The organism is Sphaerisporangium sp. B11E5, assembly GCF_039871875.1.
Taxonomy (GTDB): Bacteria; Actinomycetota; Actinomycetes; order Streptosporangiales; family Streptosporangiaceae; genus Sphaerisporangium.
Genome location: NZ_JBDPMD010000033.1, coordinates 49,068 through 65,639 on the forward strand (window position 1 = coordinate 49,068; position 16,572 = coordinate 65,639).

The 16,572-nt window shown below is 71.7% G+C and carries 15 protein-coding genes, 1 pseudogene and 1 riboswitch; of the genes and pseudogenes, 10 read left to right on the forward strand and 6 right to left on the reverse strand.

All coding sequences use genetic code 11. The features are described from left to right. Positions 1-22: 22 nt before the first annotated feature. The 3 genes from ABGB17_RS26030 to ABGB17_RS26040 form a co-directional block, all read right to left on the reverse strand. Positions 23-1,003 (reverse strand): ABC transporter permease, encoded by a 981-nt coding sequence (locus tag ABGB17_RS26030; RefSeq protein ID WP_347634025.1) that lies wholly within the window; start codon positions 1,001-1,003, stop codon positions 23-25. 114 nt (positions 1,004-1,117) lie between these two features. Next, positions 1,118-2,896 carry an ABC transporter substrate-binding protein gene (locus ABGB17_RS26035; protein ID WP_347634027.1) on the reverse strand — a complete coding sequence of 593 codons (1,779 nt, stop codon included), beginning with the start codon at positions 2,894-2,896 and terminating at the stop codon, positions 1,118-1,120. A gap of 61 nt (positions 2,897-2,957) precedes the next feature. Next, positions 2,958-3,986 (reverse strand): ABC transporter permease, encoded by a 1,029-nt coding sequence (locus tag ABGB17_RS26040; RefSeq protein ID WP_347634029.1) that lies wholly within the window; start codon positions 3,984-3,986, stop codon positions 2,958-2,960. 413 nt (positions 3,987-4,399) lie between these two features. Continuing rightward, positions 4,400-4,530, forward strand: a riboswitch (FMN riboswitch). A gap of 115 nt (positions 4,531-4,645) precedes the next feature. Between ABGB17_RS26040 and ABGB17_RS26045 the strand changes: the two genes are divergently transcribed. The 5 genes and pseudogenes from ABGB17_RS26045 (at position 4,646) to ABGB17_RS26065 (ending at position 8,462) form a co-directional block, all read left to right on the forward strand. Next, positions 4,646-5,254, forward strand: a complete 609-nt coding sequence (locus tag ABGB17_RS26045; RefSeq protein WP_347634098.1) for a riboflavin synthase — start codon at positions 4,646-4,648, stop codon at positions 5,252-5,254. Beyond that, positions 5,251-5,871 (forward strand): nicotinamide mononucleotide transporter family protein, encoded by a 621-nt coding sequence (locus ABGB17_RS26050; RefSeq protein ID WP_347634031.1) that lies wholly within the window; start codon positions 5,251-5,253, stop codon positions 5,869-5,871. The genes ABGB17_RS26045 and ABGB17_RS26050 overlap by 4 nt, the downstream gene beginning before the upstream one ends. Continuing rightward, a pseudogene (locus ABGB17_RS26055) lies at positions 5,868-7,076 on the forward strand (bifunctional 3,4-dihydroxy-2-butanone-4-phosphate synthase/GTP cyclohydrolase II); the annotation flags it as partial. The gene ABGB17_RS26050 and the pseudogene ABGB17_RS26055, both read left to right, overlap by 4 nt. Positions 7,077-7,345: 269 nt before the next feature. Further along, complete coding sequence (ribH, locus tag ABGB17_RS26060; RefSeq protein WP_347634033.1) at positions 7,346-7,837, forward strand: 6,7-dimethyl-8-ribityllumazine synthase; 492 nt, start codon at positions 7,346-7,348, stop codon at positions 7,835-7,837. A 169-nt stretch (positions 7,838-8,006) separates the two neighbouring features. Next, on the forward strand, positions 8,007-8,462 hold the full coding sequence (locus tag ABGB17_RS26065; protein ID WP_347634035.1) for a PH domain-containing protein: 456 nt from the start codon (positions 8,007-8,009) through the stop codon (positions 8,460-8,462). 82 nt (positions 8,463-8,544) lie between these two features. Here ABGB17_RS26065 and ABGB17_RS26070 read toward each other — a convergent pair whose 3' ends face one another. Continuing rightward, positions 8,545-8,721, reverse strand: a complete 177-nt coding sequence (locus ABGB17_RS26070; RefSeq protein WP_347634037.1) for a hypothetical protein — start codon at positions 8,719-8,721, stop codon at positions 8,545-8,547. Between the two features lie 311 nt (positions 8,722-9,032). Then, positions 9,033-9,251: a hypothetical protein gene (locus ABGB17_RS26075; protein WP_347634039.1), complete on the reverse strand. Its 219-nt coding sequence runs from the start codon at positions 9,249-9,251 to the stop codon at positions 9,033-9,035. A 613-nt stretch (positions 9,252-9,864) separates the two neighbouring features. Here ABGB17_RS26075 and ABGB17_RS26080 point away from each other — a divergent pair. From ABGB17_RS26080 to ABGB17_RS26100, 5 genes are all read left to right on the forward strand, one after another. After that, positions 9,865-10,755 (forward strand): MoxR family ATPase, encoded by an 891-nt coding sequence (locus ABGB17_RS26080; RefSeq protein ID WP_347634041.1) that lies wholly within the window; start codon positions 9,865-9,867, stop codon positions 10,753-10,755. Further along, positions 10,748-11,938, forward strand: a complete 1,191-nt coding sequence (locus ABGB17_RS26085) for a VWA domain-containing protein (RefSeq protein WP_347634043.1) — start codon at positions 10,748-10,750, stop codon at positions 11,936-11,938. The genes ABGB17_RS26080 and ABGB17_RS26085 overlap by 8 nt, the downstream gene beginning before the upstream one ends. Continuing rightward, a complete protein-coding gene (locus ABGB17_RS26090) occupies positions 11,931-13,049 on the forward strand; it encodes an XdhC/CoxI family protein (protein ID WP_347634044.1) in 1,119 nt (372 codons plus the stop codon). Before ABGB17_RS26085 ends, ABGB17_RS26090 begins: the two co-directional genes overlap by 8 nt. 367 nt (positions 13,050-13,416) lie before the next feature. Beyond that, positions 13,417-14,004, forward strand: coding sequence for a nucleotidyltransferase family protein (locus ABGB17_RS26095; RefSeq protein WP_347634100.1), 588 nt, complete (start codon positions 13,417-13,419; stop codon positions 14,002-14,004). Positions 14,005-14,833: 829 nt separating this feature from the next. Then, positions 14,834-15,874, forward strand: coding sequence for an LLM class F420-dependent oxidoreductase (locus ABGB17_RS26100; RefSeq protein WP_347634046.1), 1,041 nt, complete (start codon positions 14,834-14,836; stop codon positions 15,872-15,874). Here the strand turns inward: ABGB17_RS26100 and ABGB17_RS26105 are convergent. Beyond that, entirely contained in the window at positions 15,855-16,511 is a 657-nt protein-coding gene (locus ABGB17_RS26105; RefSeq protein WP_347634048.1) for a TetR family transcriptional regulator, read from the reverse strand. The genes ABGB17_RS26100 and ABGB17_RS26105 overlap by 20 nt on opposite strands. Positions 16,512-16,572 lie beyond the last annotated feature (61 nt).

A 16,572-nucleotide genomic window follows, 5' to 3' on the forward strand; every position in this document is an offset into this window, starting at 1 on the left:
TGTGGTGGTTCGGGAGGACATGTCAGGTGAGCCGTACACGGGGGTCGATGACGGCGTAGAGGACGTCCACCACGATGTTGAGGACGACGATGGCGAACGCCCCGACCAGCGTCACGCCGAGCAGCATGGGCAGGTCGGTGTTCTGCACGGCGCGCACCGCCAGCTCGCCGATGCCGTGCAGGGTGAACGTCTGCTCGGTGATGATGGCGCCGCCGAGCAGGGTGGCGAGGTCCACGCCGAAGATGGTCACGATGGGGATCATCGCGCCGCGCCAGGCGAACCGCAGGAAGACCGTGCGGCTGGACATGCCCTTGGCGCGTGCGGTCCGCACGTAGTCCTCGGCGAGCTGCTCCACCATGACCGAGCGGGTCATGCGGGTGTAGTTGGCGGTGAAGATGATCGACAGCACCACCCACGGGATCAGCAGGTGCACGAACCAGCCGACGGGGTCCTCGGTGAACGGGATGTAGCGGGGCCGCGGCAGCAGCCCCATGCTGTCCACGATGAAGAACACCAGCAGCGGCCCGACGAAGTAGATCTGCAGCGACGCGCCGATCACCGACGACGTGCTGGCGATCTTGTCGAGTGGCCTGCCCTGCTGCCACGCCGCGATCATGCCGGTGATCACGCCGAACGAAAGGATCACCACGGCCGCTCCCGCGGTCACCGACAGGGTGACGGGGAAACGGTCCACGATCGCGGAGAACACCGGCTCCTGCGTGGCGAAGGAGTAGCCGAGGCACGGCGCGTCGCACGTGCCGAACTGCACGAGGTCACGGCCGGTGAAGATGCCCCCCAGCCAGTGCAGGTACTGCACGAACAGCGGCTCGTCCATGCCCAGGTTGTGGCGGATCAGCTCCAGGTTCTGCGGCGGGCAGATCTTGCCGCAGAACGCCCGTGCCGGGTCGCGGGGCACGGCGTAGAAGAGGAAGAACGTGACGGCGCTGATGATCAGCAGGATCACGGCGGCGCCGATGACACGGCGGACGAAAAACCGGAACATGGCCTCGGACTGCTTCTCCAGCCGGTGTGACCGGTGGTCGGGACGGGACGGGCGGCTCCGCGGCCCCGCCGTACCGGGCACAGGTCCGGTACGGCGGCGCCGCGGGCGCGGGAACTACTTGACGAACACGTTCAGCGGGTACTGCTCGCCCGAGATCGGGTCGAACTCGACGCCGCCGAGCCCGGAGCCGTACAGACCGAAGTAGGTCTGGTAGTACTCCGGCACGATGGCCGCCTGCTCCATGATCATCTTGTCGATCGCGGCCCACGCCTTGCCGGCCTCCACCGGGTCGGCGATGGCGTTGGCCTTGTCGATCGCCTCGTTGATCGCCGGCACGTTCAGGTGGCTGTAGTTGGACGCGTTGTCGGCGATCTGCCGGCCGTCGAACAGAGGCTGGATGGCGGTCGAGCCGGTCGGCCAGTCGGCGGCCCAGCCGCCCCAGTAGATGTCGTACTTGTTGTCCACCGGGCCGATGGCGTCGTAGTAGGTCGCCGGGTTGAGCGGCTTGGCCACGACCTTGAAGCCGGCCTTGGTCAGCGCGTCCTTGATCGCGACGGTGATCTTCTCCTGGGTCGGCGTCTGGTTGTAGGCGTAGACCACGGTCGGGTTGGGCTGCCCGGCCTCCTGGAGCAGCTGCTTGGCGCCCTCGGGGTCGCCGGTGGGCTTGGCCCGCATGCCGTACAGGTCGAACGCCTCGTAGCCGAGCACCGTCGGGCTCATCACGGTCGTGGCGATCTGGCCGGTGTTGACCTCACCGCCCGCGATGAGCTGCACCTGCTTGGACGGCCAGGCCTTGATGATCGCCTGGCGGACCTTCACGTCGGTGATCCGCTTGGTGTTGATGTTGTAGAAGGTGGTGAACGGCGTGAGGCCACGCACCGAGCGCTTCATCGCGTCGGGGTTGTTCAGCACCTCCTGCACCCGCTCGGCCGCGACGGCGTTGTGGAAGGTCATCGCGGTCTTGTCCGCGCCGCTGTCCGCGAGGAAGCGCTCGGTGGAGTTCTGCGCCTGCACGCCGAACTCCATGTGCCACTTGTCGGGGAAGGCGTTGCGGATCGGGTCGGTGTTCGGGTCCCAGTGGGGGTTGCGCTCCAGGTCCAGCGACTTGTCGGTCACGTGGCTGACGATCTGGTACGGCCCGGAGGAGAAGGGCTTCTTGTCGTACTTCTCCTTGGTGTCCTGCGCCTTCGGCACCGCGCCGTAGCCGGTCATGGCCACGGTGAAGTTGAAGTCGGGGTGCGGGGCGGTCAGGGTGAAGACGATCGTCTTGTCGTCGGGGGTCTGGATGGCGTCCAGCGACTTGCCGTCGTACGGGCCCTCGTAGGCCTTGCGGTAGTCGCCCTCGACCAGCCACTGCTGGACGTAGGTCGGGCCCTCGGTGATGAACGGCGCGAACAGCCGCTCGAAGCTGTACTTGATGTCACCCGAGGTGATCGGCGTGCCGTCCTGCCACTTCAGGCCGTCCTTGAGGGTGAACTTCCAGGTCTTGCCGCCGTCGGTGGTGGTGCCGGTGTCGGTGGCGAGGTCGCCGACCAGCGTGATCTTGCCGCCCTCCTGCCGGTAGCCGGTGAGCTGCCGGGTGAACAGCAGGGAGACGGTGGAGTTGTAGTTCAGGTAGATGCGCCCCGGGTCCAGGTGGGAGAAGTCGTCCCGGTCGATCATGTTGACCGTGCCGCCGCGCTTGGAACCGGGGACGGCGGGCGCCGGGCCCTTGGAGTCCTCGGCGGTGCCGACGGTGATGGCGCTGACCGCCTTGTTCTCCAGCGGCGTGCTGGAGGTGCCGCCCGGCGACGCCGCGGGGCCGCCGCCCCCGCCCTTGGCGCAGCCGGCCAGCGTCAGTGCCCCGGCCGTGAGGATCACCACCGCGGCGGTGCTCCTGCGTGAGATTCTCATATCGCCCTTCCTGATTCCTGGGATTCTTGGGCCGTCCGGGGGAGGACGGCGGGGAAGCGGCTCATCGCCGGGTCTTGGGGTCGAAGGCGTCCCGCAGGGAGTCGCCGAGCAGGTTGAAGGCCACCACGAAGATCACCATGGAGACGCCGGGGAACACCAGGTAGGTGATGTCCTGGTGGTAGACGTTGGAGCCCACCAGGAACATGCGGCCCCAGTCCGGCGTCGGCTCGGTCATGCCGACCCCGAGGAAGCCCAGTCCCGCCTCCGCGCCGACGTACAGCGGGAGGGCGAGGGTGGACTGGATGATGATCGGCGTCCAGAGGTTCGGCAGCAGCTCCCTGAAGATGACGCGCGCGGGGGAGGCCCCGGTGACCCGGGCCGCCTCGATGAACTCGCGTTCGCGCAGCGACAGCACCTGTGAGCGCAGCAGCCGCGAGATGGTGGCCCAGCCGAGCACGGTGAGCACCAGGCAGATGGACACGTACCTCAGCCAGACCGGCGTCTCCTCCTCGGGCGAGACGAACGCCGCCTCCACCACGGGCAGGAACACGATGAGGAAGAGCTGCGACGGGAAGGCCAGCAGCGTGTCGATGATCCGGCCGATGACGTAGTCGGTCTTGCCGCCGGCGTAACCCGACCAGATGCCCATCACCACGCCGATCACCGTCGTGACGATGGTGACGATCACCGCGATGGACAGCGAGGTGCGGATGCCGTACACGAGCTGCATGAACACGTCGCGGCCGAGGCCGGGCTCCAGGCCGAACCAGAAGTCGGCGCTGACGCCGCCGTTCGGCGCGATCGGGTAGCCGTACTCGTTGAGCAGCCCGGGGGTGTTCTGGCCGTAGGTCGTGTACGGGTCCTTGCCGTACAGCCACGAGATCACCGGCGCCAGGAGCGCGACGAGGAAGAAGAAAGCCACGACAAAGGCGGACGCCACGCCGGTGCGGTCGCGGCGGAAGCGCCGCCACATCAGTTGGGACGGCGAGCGTCCCACCGCGGGGGCGGTGCCGGTGCCGGCGGGCGGGGCTCCGGCGGCGCCGGTGGGCGCGGAGCCCGCCTCGGGCGTGGCGGGTGAGGGGAGAGTCATCGTGTGGCTGCCACCAGAGATCGATCAGCAGAAAATCCTGACTTGAGGGAACCTTGGCAATTTATTACCTGCCGGTCAATGTCCTCGACGGCTCCCTCTCGCCTTTTTGAGGTTCGTTGCGGAATGTCAATCAGTTCGTGTCCGCACACCCATTGACCTGCGTCGATGCCGTAGGTCACACTATCGATCGCCCATATTTGCCATTGTCACGGTTCTGTGACACAAGCATGACGCGGCCATGACGAAATCGCCCGAATTTGACCATGGTACGCAAATCCCCGGCGACACCACGTTTTCGAACAAAGGTGTGCATAAGGGGTGGCACCCCAGTCTTGCCTCCGGTCGCCGACCTGGCGCTTACAGGGGTGTGGGGTTACGAGCTCTTTGCAGGGCGTGGCACACTGAGGGCAGAGCAGCGTGCTCCGGGGTCGGTGAAATTCCGAACCGGCGGTGACAGTCCGCGACCCGGCCGAGTCCATCGGCCGGTGGACCTGGTGGAACTCCAGGACCGACGGTGAAAGTCCGGATGGGAGGAAGCGCGCGAGCGTCCGGCGACCGATGTCGCCGGGCGCGCACGTGGTGCGTTCGCCGCACCCCGTTCACCCCGGGGCTCGCCGTGGCAATGGCTACAGGCGAGTAGGAGGGGCCGGGTGGAGCGAATGTTCACCGGAATCGTCGAAGAGCTGGGGGAGCTCACCGAGCTGCGTGCGCTGGACGACGCGGCGCGGCTGTCCATCCGCGGCAAGACCGTCACCGAGGGCACCCGGCACGGCGATTCCATCGCGGTCAACGGCGTCTGCCTGACCGTCGTGGACGTCGACGGCGACGTCTTCACCGCGGACGTCATGAAGGAGACGCTGGACCGCACCACGCTCGGCTCCCTCGTCCCCGGCGCACGGGTCAACCTGGAACGGGCCGTCCGCGCCGACCAGCGTCTCGGCGGCCACATCGTGCAGGGCCACGTGGACGGCACCGGCACCGTCGCCGCCCGTGAGCCCGCCGAGCACTGGGAGACCGTGCGGTTCACCCTGCCGCCCGGCATCGCCCGCTACGTCGTGGAGAAGGGCTCCATCGCGGTCGACGGCGTCAGCCTGACCGTCGCGGCCCTGCACGACGACGGCTTCTCCGTGGGGCTCATCCCCACCACCCTCAGCCTCACCACGCTCGGCCTGCGGCGGCCGGGGGACCCCGTCAACCTCGAGGTCGACGTGATCGCCAAGTACGTCGAGCGGCTCACCGAGGCGCACCGCTCGGGCGCCGCGTCATGAACTGGACCCAGGCGGGCTTCACCCTGCTCGGCCAGAAGGTCCTCTGGATCGACCTCGTCGGCAACGTCTGCGCCCTCGCCACCGTGTGGCTGGCCATCCGGCGCACCATCTGGACCTGGCCCGTGCAGCTCGCCGGCTCGGTGCTGCTGTTCGCCGCCTCGGTGCAGGCCCACATCACCGGCAACGCGCTGAAGCAGGCGATGTTCGGGGTGCTCGCCGTGTACGGCTGGGTGCGCTGGTCACGCGGCGCCAAGGACCCCGAAGGCCTCGCCGTGCGGCCCGGGCGGACCCGCGAACGCGTCGTCCTGGTCGCCGTCATGGCGGCCGCCACCGCCGCGGTCGCCGCGTTCTTCACCGTCACCGGCTGGTCGTGGGCGCCCCTCCCGGACGCCTACATCTTCGTGGGCAGCGCCGTCGCCACCTACGCCCAGGGCAAGGCGCTGATCGACTTCTGGTGGATCTGGGTCGCGGTCGACCTGGTGGGCGTGCCCCTGGCGTTCGCCTCGGGGCTGGTGGTGTCCGGCGTGGTGTACGGGATCTTCTTCGTCCTGGTCCTGCTGGGATTTCGTGAATGGCGCCGGCAGTACATCCGCCGGCTGGAGGTGGCGACGGCATGAACGACATCAGGTTCGACTCCATCGAGCGGGCGATCGAGGACATCCGCCGCGGGCTGCCCGTGGTGGTCGTGGACGACGAGAACCGCGAGAACGAAGGCGACATCATCTTCGCCGCCGCGAAGGCCACGCCGGAGCTGCTCGCCTTCACCATCCGCTACACGAGCGGCGTGATCTGCGTCCCCATGCTCGGCGCCCACCTGGACCGCCTCGGGCTGCCGCTGATGGTGCAGCACAACCGCGAGCGGCTGCGCACCGCGTACACCATCAGCGTGGACGCCAGGGACGGCGTGACCACCGGCATCTCCGCCGCCGACCGCGCGCGGACCATCCGCACCCTCGCCGACTCGGCCACCGAGCCGTTCGAGCTGGTCCGCCCCGGGCACATCTTCCCGCTGCGCTACCACGAGGGCGGCGTGCTGGCCCGCCGCGGCCACACCGAGGCCGCGGTGGACCTCACCCGGCTCGCCGGGCTCACCCCCGCGGGCGTGCTCGCCGAGATCGTCAACGACGACGGCACCATGGCCCGGCTGCCGCAGCTCCGCATGTTCGCCGACGAGCACGGCCTGGCGCTGGTGTCCATCGAGCAGCTCGTCGAGTACCGCCGCCGCACCGAGCGGGTGGTCACCCGGGTCGCGGTCACCGACCTGCCCAACAAGTACGGCATGTGGCGGGCGTACGGCTACGCCAGCGGCATCGACGGCGGCGAGCACGTCGCGCTGGTCTACGGCGACATCGGCGACGGGAGGAACGTCCTGGTGCGTGCCCACTCCGAGTGCCTCACCGGGGACGTGCTCGGCTCCCTGCGCTGCGACTGCGGCGTGCAGCTCGACCACGCCATGCGGGCCGTCGCCGCCGAGGGCCGGGGCGTCGTGGTGTACCTGCGCGGCCACGAGGGACGCGGCATCGGGCTGATGGCCAAGCTCAAGGCGTACAGCCTCCAGGACGGCGGCAGCGACACCGTGGACGCCAACCTGGAACTCGGCCTGCCCGTGGACGCCCGCGAGTTCTCCAACGCCGGCCAGATGCTCGCCGACCTCGGCGTCAAGTCGGTGCGCGTCCTCACCAACAACCCGGCCAAACTACGCGGCCTCGACGGCTACGGCATCAAGGTGCTCGGCCGCGAGCCCATGCCGGTCGCCTTCAACGAGTTCAACATCCGCTACCTCACCGCCAAACGCGACCGCCTCGGACACCAGATGGAGGAACCGGCGATGGACGAGGAGCCCGCGCAACCCGCCGCGAGCACGGTGAACGGCACCGCGCAGCCCGCGGCGAGCACGGTGAACGGTGCCGAGCCCGTGGTCAGCACGGTGAACGGCATCACGCAGCCCGTGGTGAGCACGGTGAACGGTGCCGCGCAGCCTGTGGCGAGCTCGGTGAACGGCATCGCGCAGCCCGTGGCGAGCTCGGTGAACGGTGCCGCGCAGCCTGTGGCGAGCTCGGTGAACGGTGCCGCGCACGCGGGCGGTGTGCGATGAGCGGCGCCGGGCGGCCGGACGCCGCGCCCGTCGCCGCCGCCGGCCTCACCGTGGGCATCGTCGCGGCCCGCTGGCACCACGACATCACCGATCGCATGGTCGCCCGCGCCGAGACCGCCGTCCGCGACTGCGGCGCCTCCGCCGTCACCGTCCGGGTCGCCGGCTCCCTGGAGATCCCCGTCGTGGCCCAGGCGCTGGCCCGGCGCTGCGACGCCGTCGTGGCACTCGGCACGGTGATCCGCGGCGAGACCGCCCACTTCCAATACGTCTGCGATTCGGTCACCTCCGGCCTGACCAGGGTGTCCCTGGACGAATCCACCCCCGTGGGCAACGGAGTCCTCACATGTGACAACCTTGATCAGGCCGTCGACCGCTCCGGCGTCCCAGGCGGCCACGAGGACAAGGGCTACGAGGCCACCCTGGCGGCCATCGAGACGGCCCTGCTCCTGCGCGACCTGAAGGCCCGCGACATGAACGACCTCCCCTGAGGCCCCTCCCCTCGGGACCGCGGACCAAAGCACCACCCACACCGCCACCCGAAGGGAACCCAGCAAGTGCCGCCCCGCCCGCCCCACGACCCCCACCTGGCCGACCGGCCCTCTCGCCGCCCCCCGGCAGGCCCACGCGCCGCCCGCCGGCCCCGCCTGGCAGGTCCGCGTGGCTGAGCACGAGCCCCCGCCCACGCTCCCGGTGGTGTGGCGCCCCCGCCGGGCCCGCGTCCTGGCCTACGGCTTCGCCACCGTCATGGTCGGCGGCGCCGTGGTGCTGGCCGTCCTGCTGCCGCCCCCCTTCGGCCTCGCCGACAAGGTGGGGGTCGTGCTCTTCGGCTGCCTGGTCGCCTTCATCCTCCACCTCCTCGGCCGCCTCCGCGTCGAGGCCGACACCAAGGGCGTCACCGTGGTGAACGCCATACGCGTCCACCGTTACGAGTGGCCCGAACTCCTGGGCGTGACACTCCCCGAAGGCGAACCCTGGCCCCGCATCGACCTGGCCGACGGCTCCAGCGTGGGCGCCATGGGCATCCAGGGCACCGAGAAGGCCCGCTCCCGCCAGGCCGTGGCCGAACTCCGCTCCCTGATCCACCACTACGGCGAGGCCCCCGACCACTCCTGATCACCCGCGCCGGTACGGCACGGGGAGGCGGCGCCGTCGTACAGGGAAGTGACGCCGAGGTCGGCGCGAAACGGTCCACTCCTCACCGTACGTGCCCATGGCTCCGGCGCCGGTACGGCGGGTCACCTGGCGCGGTGATGTCGGCGCCGTCGTATGGCGGGGGATGGTCCAGGTACGGCGGGGTGCCGGGTGCGGTGAGGGTGGTGCTGCCGTACGGGGAAGTGCCGCCGGGGTCGGCGCGGGATGGTCCGCTCCTCATCGTGCGTGCCTATGGCTCCGGCGTCGGCAGGGCAGGTCATCTGGCGCGGTGATGTCGGCGCCGCTGTACGGCGGGGGATGGTCCTGGTACGGCGGGGTGCCGGGTGCGGTGAGGGTGGCGTTGCCGTACGGGGAAGTGCCGCCGGGGTCGGCGCGGGATGGTCCGCTCCCATCGTGCGTGCCTATGGCTCCGGCGCCGGTACGGCGGGTCACCTGATGCGGTGAGGTCGGCGCCGCCGTACGGCGGGGAGATGGTCCAGGTACGGCGGGGCGCCGGGTGCGGGGAGGCGGCGCCGCCGTACAGGGGGTGGGTCAGGAGAGGTTGGCAGGGGGTGGGTAGCGGCTTTTGCGGCGGGATTCGGCCTGGTTTTGTTCGTCCAGTTGCCGGGCGAGGTCTTCCAGGTCGTCGGCGCCCAGCACGTTGGAGACGCCGAAGCGGGCGGCGGTGGGGGACCAGGGCTGGCGGCGGTAGGCGATCCAGCCGCCGTAGAAGTCCATGATCTCCCAGCGTCTGCCGTGCAGTTCTTTCACCTGGGCGAGGCTGGGGCCGGTCACGGGCAGGGGCCGCAAGGCAGGCCCCCGGATCGGTTCGGTCCCGCCGCGTCCCCGCGCGGCCCCGGTCCCCCCACCGGGCTACCTCCATGACGGGGTTCGCCTACCGGGCTTCCTCCGCCCGAGTTCCCCTCGTGACGAAGGTCGTCCACCGGGCTTTCTCCGCCTGGGTCCCTTTCGTGACGAAGGTCGCCCACCGGGCTCCCTCCGTCCGGGTCCCTCTCGTGGCGCAGCTCGCCCACCGGGCTGCCTCCGGGACGGGGTTCGCCCACCGGGCTGCCTCCGGGGCGAGGTTCGCCTTCTGGGGTGTTCTCGTGGTGGGGTCGGCCCACTGGGCTTCCTCCGTGGCGGGGTGAACCCACTGGGCTTCCTCCCCGCCCTTGCCCGCCCGTTCGTGTCCCCCTCGCCGTGTGGGTGGCCATTCTCACTTCCCTTCGCCGTGCGCGATTTCTGTCAAACTCGCACTTACCTGAGGTCAGGCCAGTATTCAAGGGTGCATTCGCGTAACCCCGCCTCATGGATGAAGGGGAACGCGTCCGGGTGCGGCCAATCGAGGGAACGGGTGAGGGGGCAGGGGACGTAATCTGAGGGGGTGCCGCACAGGACAATCCGGTCGTCCGACATCCGAACGCCGGCCGAGCTCGCCGGGCTTCTCGGCGAGCGGGCCTACCTGGCCGACGACGGGCTGGCCACGGCGTGTTTCCTCGCGTTGCGCATGGGGCGGCCGCTGTTCCTGGAGGGTGAGGCGGGGGTCGGGAAGACCGAGCTGGCCAAGACCCTGGCCGCCGTCCTCGGGGCGCCGCTCATCCGGCTCCAGTGTTACGAGGGGCTGGACGCCGCACAGGCGCTCTACGACTGGGACTTCGCGCGCCAGCTCCTCCATCTGAAGGCCGCGGAGGCCACGGGGGCCACGGACGCGGCCCGGCTGGAGGGGGAGCTGTACGACCGGCGGTTCCTGATCGCCCGGCCGCTGCTGCGGGCCCTGGAGACGCAGCCGAGCGTGCTGCTGGTGGACGAGATCGACCGGGCGGACGACGAGTTCGAGGCGTTCCTGCTCGAAGTGCTGTCCGACTTCACCATCTCCATCCCCGAGCTCGGCACGATCAGCGCCCCGGAGCCGCCGGTGGTGGTCGTCACCTCCAACCGCACCCGCGACGTGCACGACGCACTCAAGCGGCGCTGCCTGTACCACTGGCTGGAGCACCCCACGTTCGACCGCGAGGTGGCCATCCTGCTGCGCCGCCTGCCCGGCTGCTCCGAGACCCTGGTCGGCCAGGTCGCCGGCGCGGCCCAGCGGCTGCGCGGCGCGGGGCTCGTGAAGCCGCCGGGCGTCGCCGAGACCCTCGACTGGGCCGAGGCGCTGCTGACCCTCGGCGCCCGCGACCTGGACCCGGACCTCGCCGCCACCACCCTCGGCGCGGTGCTCAAGTACCGCGAGGACCAGCAGACCGTCCTGCGCGACGGGGTGCTGAACCGTGCCTGACCCGGGCCTCCCGGCACGGCCCCCCGGCCCCGCGGCGGGTCGCGGCGGGAACGGCGCCGCGGCGGGTCCGGGCGGGAACGGCGCCGCCGGCCCGGATGGGCGGGCGCTGGCCGCCACCATGACGGGGTTCGCGCGCACGCTGCGGGCCGCCGGGGTGGGCGCCGACCACCAGCGCACCCAGGGACTGCTGCGGGCGCTGCGCCACCTGGACGCCGCTGACCGCGAGCAGGTCTACTGGGCCGGGCGCCTCACCCTGTGCGCCGGGCCGGACGACATCCCCCGGTACGACCGGTGCTTCACCGCCTACTTCGGCGGGGAGCGCGCCCGGCCGTCCCGGGGCGCGCCGCCCGTCACGATCGTCCGCCACACCGTCGCGCCCGGCGGCCAGGACGGCGGCGAGGGGGCCGACGGCCACGCGGTGCCCGCCACCGCCAGCCGCGCCGAGGTGCTGCGCACCCGGGACGTCTCCCGGCTGACCGCCGCGGAGCTCGCCGAGATCCACCGCCTCATGGCCCTGCTGCGCGTCCCCAGGGAACGCCGCCGCTCCCGCCGTTTCACCCCCGCCCACCGGGGGCGCCTCGACGTCGGCCGCACCGTCAAGGAGGCCCTGCGCCGCGGCGGCGAGCCCGCCCGCCTGCGCCGCAGGGTGCACCGCACCCGGCCCCGCCGCGTCGTGCTGCTCGCCGACGTCAGCGGGTCCATGGCGCCGTACGCCGACACGCTGCTGCGGTTCGCGCACGCCCTGGTCCGCTCCGAGCCGCGCGCCACCGAGGTCTACAGCGTCGGCACCCGTCTCACCCGCGTCACCGCCGAGCTGCGGCACCGCGACCCGGGCACCGCGATGCGCGAGGTGTCGCGGGCCATCCCCGACTGGAGCGGCGGCACCCGCCTCGGCGAGGAGCTCAAGGAGTTCATGGACGGCGGTTCGGCGGCCCGCGGCGCGGTGGTCGTCATCGCCTCCGACGGGTGGGAGCGCGGCGACCCCGCCCTGCTCGGGGCCCAGATGGCCCGGCTGTCCCGGCTGGCCCGCCGCGTGGTGTGGGTCAACCCCCACAAGGGCCGCGAGGGTTACCTGCCGCTGACCGGCGGCATGCGGGCGGCCCTTCCGTACGTCGACGCGTTCGTGGCGGGGCACAGCCTCGCGGCGTTCCAGGAGCTCGCGGAAAGGCTGTCCCATGCGTGATGTCCTGTCGCAGATCATGCGGTGGTGGGAGGCGGGCGAGACGTTCGGCCTCGCGACCGTGGTCAACACGTTCCGCAGCGCGCCGCGGCCACCCGGCGCCGCCATGGCGGTGCTCGGCGACGACGTCGTGGGCAGCGTCTCGGGCGGCTGCGTCGAGGGCGCGGTGTTCGAGCTGGCCAGGGAGGTGACCGAGCACGGCCGCCCTGTGCTCCAGCGCTACGGCGTGAGCGACGACGACGCGTTCTCGGTCGGGCTGACCTGCGGCGGCATCATCGACGTGCTGGTGGAGCCGGTGTCCAGGGAGACGTTCCCCGAGCTCGGCCGCATCGCCGCGTCGGTGCGCGACCGGGAGCCTGTCGCCGTGGCCACGGTCATGTCCGCGCCCGGCCGGCCCGGTGCCCGCCGCGTCGTGTGGGAGGGGGAGTCGTCCGGGTCGCTCGGCGTGCCGAGGCTGGACGACGCCGTGGACGACGACGCGCGCGGCATGCTCGCCCAGGGACTGACCGGGGTGCGCCGCTACGGGCCCGAGGGGGAGCGGCGGCTGGACGACCTGCCGGTGTTCGTGCACTCGTTCGCCCCGCCGCCGCGCATGCTGGTGTTCGGCGCGATCGACTTCGCCGCGGCGGTGGCGCGCATCGGCAAGTTCCTCGGGTACCACGTGGTGGTGTGCGACGCCCGGCCGGTGTTCGCCACGGCCAAACGGTTCCCCGAGGCCGACGAGGTGATCGTCAAGTGGCCGCACGACTACCTGTCCACGGCGCACGTCGACGAGCGCACCGTCATCTGCGTGCTCACCCACGACCCGAAGTTCGACGTCCCGCTGCTGGAGGTCGCGCTGCGCACCCGGGCCGGCTACGTCGGCGCCATGGGCTCGCGCCGCACCCACGACGACCGCATGGCCCGGCTGCGCGAGGCCGGCCTGACCGAGCACGAACTGTCCCGGCTGCGCTCCCCGATCGGTCTCGACCTCGGCGCCCGCACCCCCGAGGAGACGGCGGTGTCCATCGCCGCCGAACTCATCCGCCTGCGCTGGGGCGGAACCGGTCTCGCCCTCACCGACACCTCGGGCCGCATCCACGCCTCCGACCACCCGGCCGAGGAGAAGCGGTGAGCCGAGGAGCACGGCCGGTGTGCCGCGACGGCGAGGGGCCGGGGGCGCCGCGATGAGCGAAGGACCCGGGGGTGGCGTGCCGAGCGGGGGGACAGGGGATGCCGTGCCGAGCAGGGGGCCCCGGGGTGCCGTGCCGAGCACGAGGACCGGGGGTGCCGTGCCGAGCACGGGGACCGGGGGTGCCGTGCCGAGCACGGGGACCGGGGGTGCCGTGCCGAGCACGGGGGCCGGGGGTGCCGTGCCGAGCACGGGGGCCGGGGGTGCCGTGCCGAGCACGGGGGCCGGGGGTGCCGTGCCGAGCACGGGGGCCGGGGGTGCCGTGCCGAGCACGGGGGCCGGGGGTGCCGTGCTGAGCACGGGGGCCGGGGTGCCGGGGTGCGCAGGCCTGTTGCTCGCGGCCGGCGCGGGCACGCGGTTCGGCGCGCCGAAGGCGGCCGTGGAACTGGCGGGGGAGCGGCTGGCCGACCGGGGGGTGCGCCTGCTGCGGGACGGTGGCTGCGAGCCCGTGGTGGTGGTGCTCGGCGCGGCCGGTGTGCCGGTGCACAGTGCGATCGTGGTGCGCAACCCGGACTGGGAGACCGGCATGGGCTCGTCGCTGCGCGCCGGGCTGGCCGCGCTGCCTCCGTCCGCCGCGGCCGTGGTGATCGCCCTGGCCGACCAGCCCCTGATCGGCCCCGGGGCGGTGCGGCGCCTGGTGGCCGCCTGGCGCGACGGCGCGACCGCCGCCGTGGCGACCTACGGCGGCGCGCCCCGCAACCCCGTGCTGCTGGCGAGAGAGCACTTCGCCGAGGCCTCCACACTGGCCGTCGGCGACGTCGGCGCCCGCGCCTTCCTGCGCTCCCACCCCGGCCTGGCCGCCGAGGTGCCCTGCGACGACGTGGGCGACCCCGCCGACATCGACACCCCGGACGACCTGGCCCGCATCGCCCCCTCCGTCCCCCCGCCCCCCCGCTAGAGCGGCACCGCCCGCCACAGCGGCACCGGAACCCCGTCCCCCGCGAACCACCGTGCGTCCGCCCCGGCCGGTGCCCGCCCGTTCCTTTCTTCATTCCCCCCCGCCGTGCCCGCTGCCGCCGTCCCTCCGGGACGCACGGTCGTGGAGTCATCGTGTTCGCCGTGCCCGCTACCGCTGTCCCTTCGGGACGCACGGTCGTGGAGTCATCGTGTTCGCCGTGCCACCGCTGTCTTCGGGACGCACGGTCGTGGAGTCATCGTGTTCGCCGTGCCACCGCTGTCTTCGGGACGTGCGGCCGTGGAGTCATCGTGTTCGCCGTGCCACCGCTGTCTTCGGGACGTGCGGCCGTGGAGTCATCGTGATTGCCGTGCCACCGCCGTCCCTCCGGGACCCGCGGCCGCGGAATCACCGTGTTCGCCGTACCACGGCTGTCCCTCCGGGATGTGACCGGCGGCCGTGGAGTTGTCGTGTTCGCCGTGCCACCGCTGTCTCTTCGGGGCGTGCGGTCGTGGAGTCATCGTGATTGCCGGACCACCGCCGTCCCTCCGGGACCCGCGGCCGCGAAATCATCGTGATCGTCGTACCACCGCTGCCCCCTTCGGGACGTGCGGCCGTGGAGTCGTCGTGTTGGTCGTACCGTGTTCCGCCGCGCCGGCGTGTGAAAGGGGCGCTTGGGGCGGGGGAACCAGGCTGCCGGGGGGTGGGTGGGGGTATCTCGCTAGTGTCGCGCGGGTGTGCGGCGCCTTTCCGGCTCGACCGTGGGGGGAGGGGTGGGTAGCCTTTGGCGACCGTAACATAATTCGGTCGGGCTTGGACGGAAGGACGTGGGATGCGTATCGGCATGGCTCTCAACTACGCGGGAGGGTTCAAGGAGACCGTGGCCGAGCTGGCCGACTACGAGAAGGCCGGGCTCGACATCGTCTTCGTCGCGGAGGCGTACAGTTTCGACGCCGTCAGCCAGATGGGGTACATCGCGGCGCGCACGGAGCGGCTCCAGATCGCGTCCGGCATCCTGCCGATCTACTCGCGTACCCCGGCGCTGCTGGCCATGACGGCCGCGGGGCTTGACTACGTCTCCGACGGGCGCTTCGTGCTCGGGCTCGGGGCGTCGGGGCCGCAGGTGATCGAGGGGTTCCACGGTGTGCCGTACACCGCGCCGCTCGGCCGTACCCGTGAGGTCATCGAGATCTGCCGCAAGGTGTGGCGCCGCGAGCGGCTCACGTACGAGGGCAGGCACTACACGTTGCCGTTGCCGGCGGAGCAGGGCACGGGGCTGGGCAAGCCGCTGAAGCTGATCAACCACCCGGTGCGGGCGGACATCCCGATCGTCGTGGCGGCGATCGGGCCGAAGAACGTGGAGCTCGCGGCCGAGCTGGCGCAGGGCTGGGAGCCGATCTTCTATCTGCCCGAGAAGGCGGCCGACGTCTGGGGGGCGTCGCTGGCCGCGGGCCGGGGCCGCCGTGACGCGGCGCTCGGCGAGCTGGACGTCATCGCGCAGGCGCCTCTGGCCATCGGCGACGACGTCGAGGCGATCCTGGAGGCGGGCCGCCCGATGGCGGCGCTGTACATCGGCGGCATGGGCGCCAAGGGCAGGAACTTCTACAACGACCTGGCCCGCCGGTACGGCTACGAGAAGGCCGCCGAGTGCGTGCAGAACCTCTACCTGGAGGGCCGCAAGGACGAGGCCGCCGCGCTCATCCCGCGGGACCTGCTGGAGAAGACGTCCCTGGTCGGCTCGGAGGGTTTCGTGCGCGACCGCCTGGCCGTCCTGAAGGACTCCGGCGTCACCACGCTGAACGTCGCCCCGATCGCCCCCGACCACGCCTCCCGCGTCCGCCTCATCGAACGGATCAAGGAACTCGCCGCCTGAGCCGCCGCGTGCCCCCCGCGCCTCCCGCCGGGCCCGGGACGTCCGGGACCTCCGGGAGGGGGTGGGGCCAGGGGGCCAGGCACGCGGTGAAGATGGCCGTGAGGCGGCACTCCAGGAAAGCCGGGTCGGTGTCGCGCAGCGACTCCGGCCCGAGCACGCGGCGCAGGGAGCCGCCGCCGAGGATGATCGACGTGGCGAGCGTCGCGCGTTCCCTGGCCATGGGGCCGGGCAACATCTCGCTGAGCGGCGCGGTGAGGGCCGACTGCACGCGTTCGTTCAGCACGGCCCGGATCTGCGGGCTGGTCCCGGCGCGGTCCACGACGCGGACCAGGGGGTCGTCGCGGGCGTCGGCGGTGAGGCGGCTCGCCATGTGGGCGGCGAGCCGCCGGGGCAGGCCCTCCAGGTCGCCCTCGATGACCGACTCCAGGGGGGAGGCGCCGACCAGCACTTCGGCGAACAGTCTGGCCTTGGACCCGAAATAGCGGTTGATGAGGGCGACGTTCGCCTCGGCGGCCGAGGCGATCATGCGGACGGTGACCTGGTCGTACCCGTGCTCGGCGAACAGGCAACTGGCGGCGTGGAGGATACGGCGGCTTGTGGCCTCGCGATCCCGTGTCTGCGGCGTGGCGCCCGGCACCCGATGCTCCTTCCGGTTCTATAGGCACTTTAGATGTTTGACAGGTAAACGGCCGTCTACT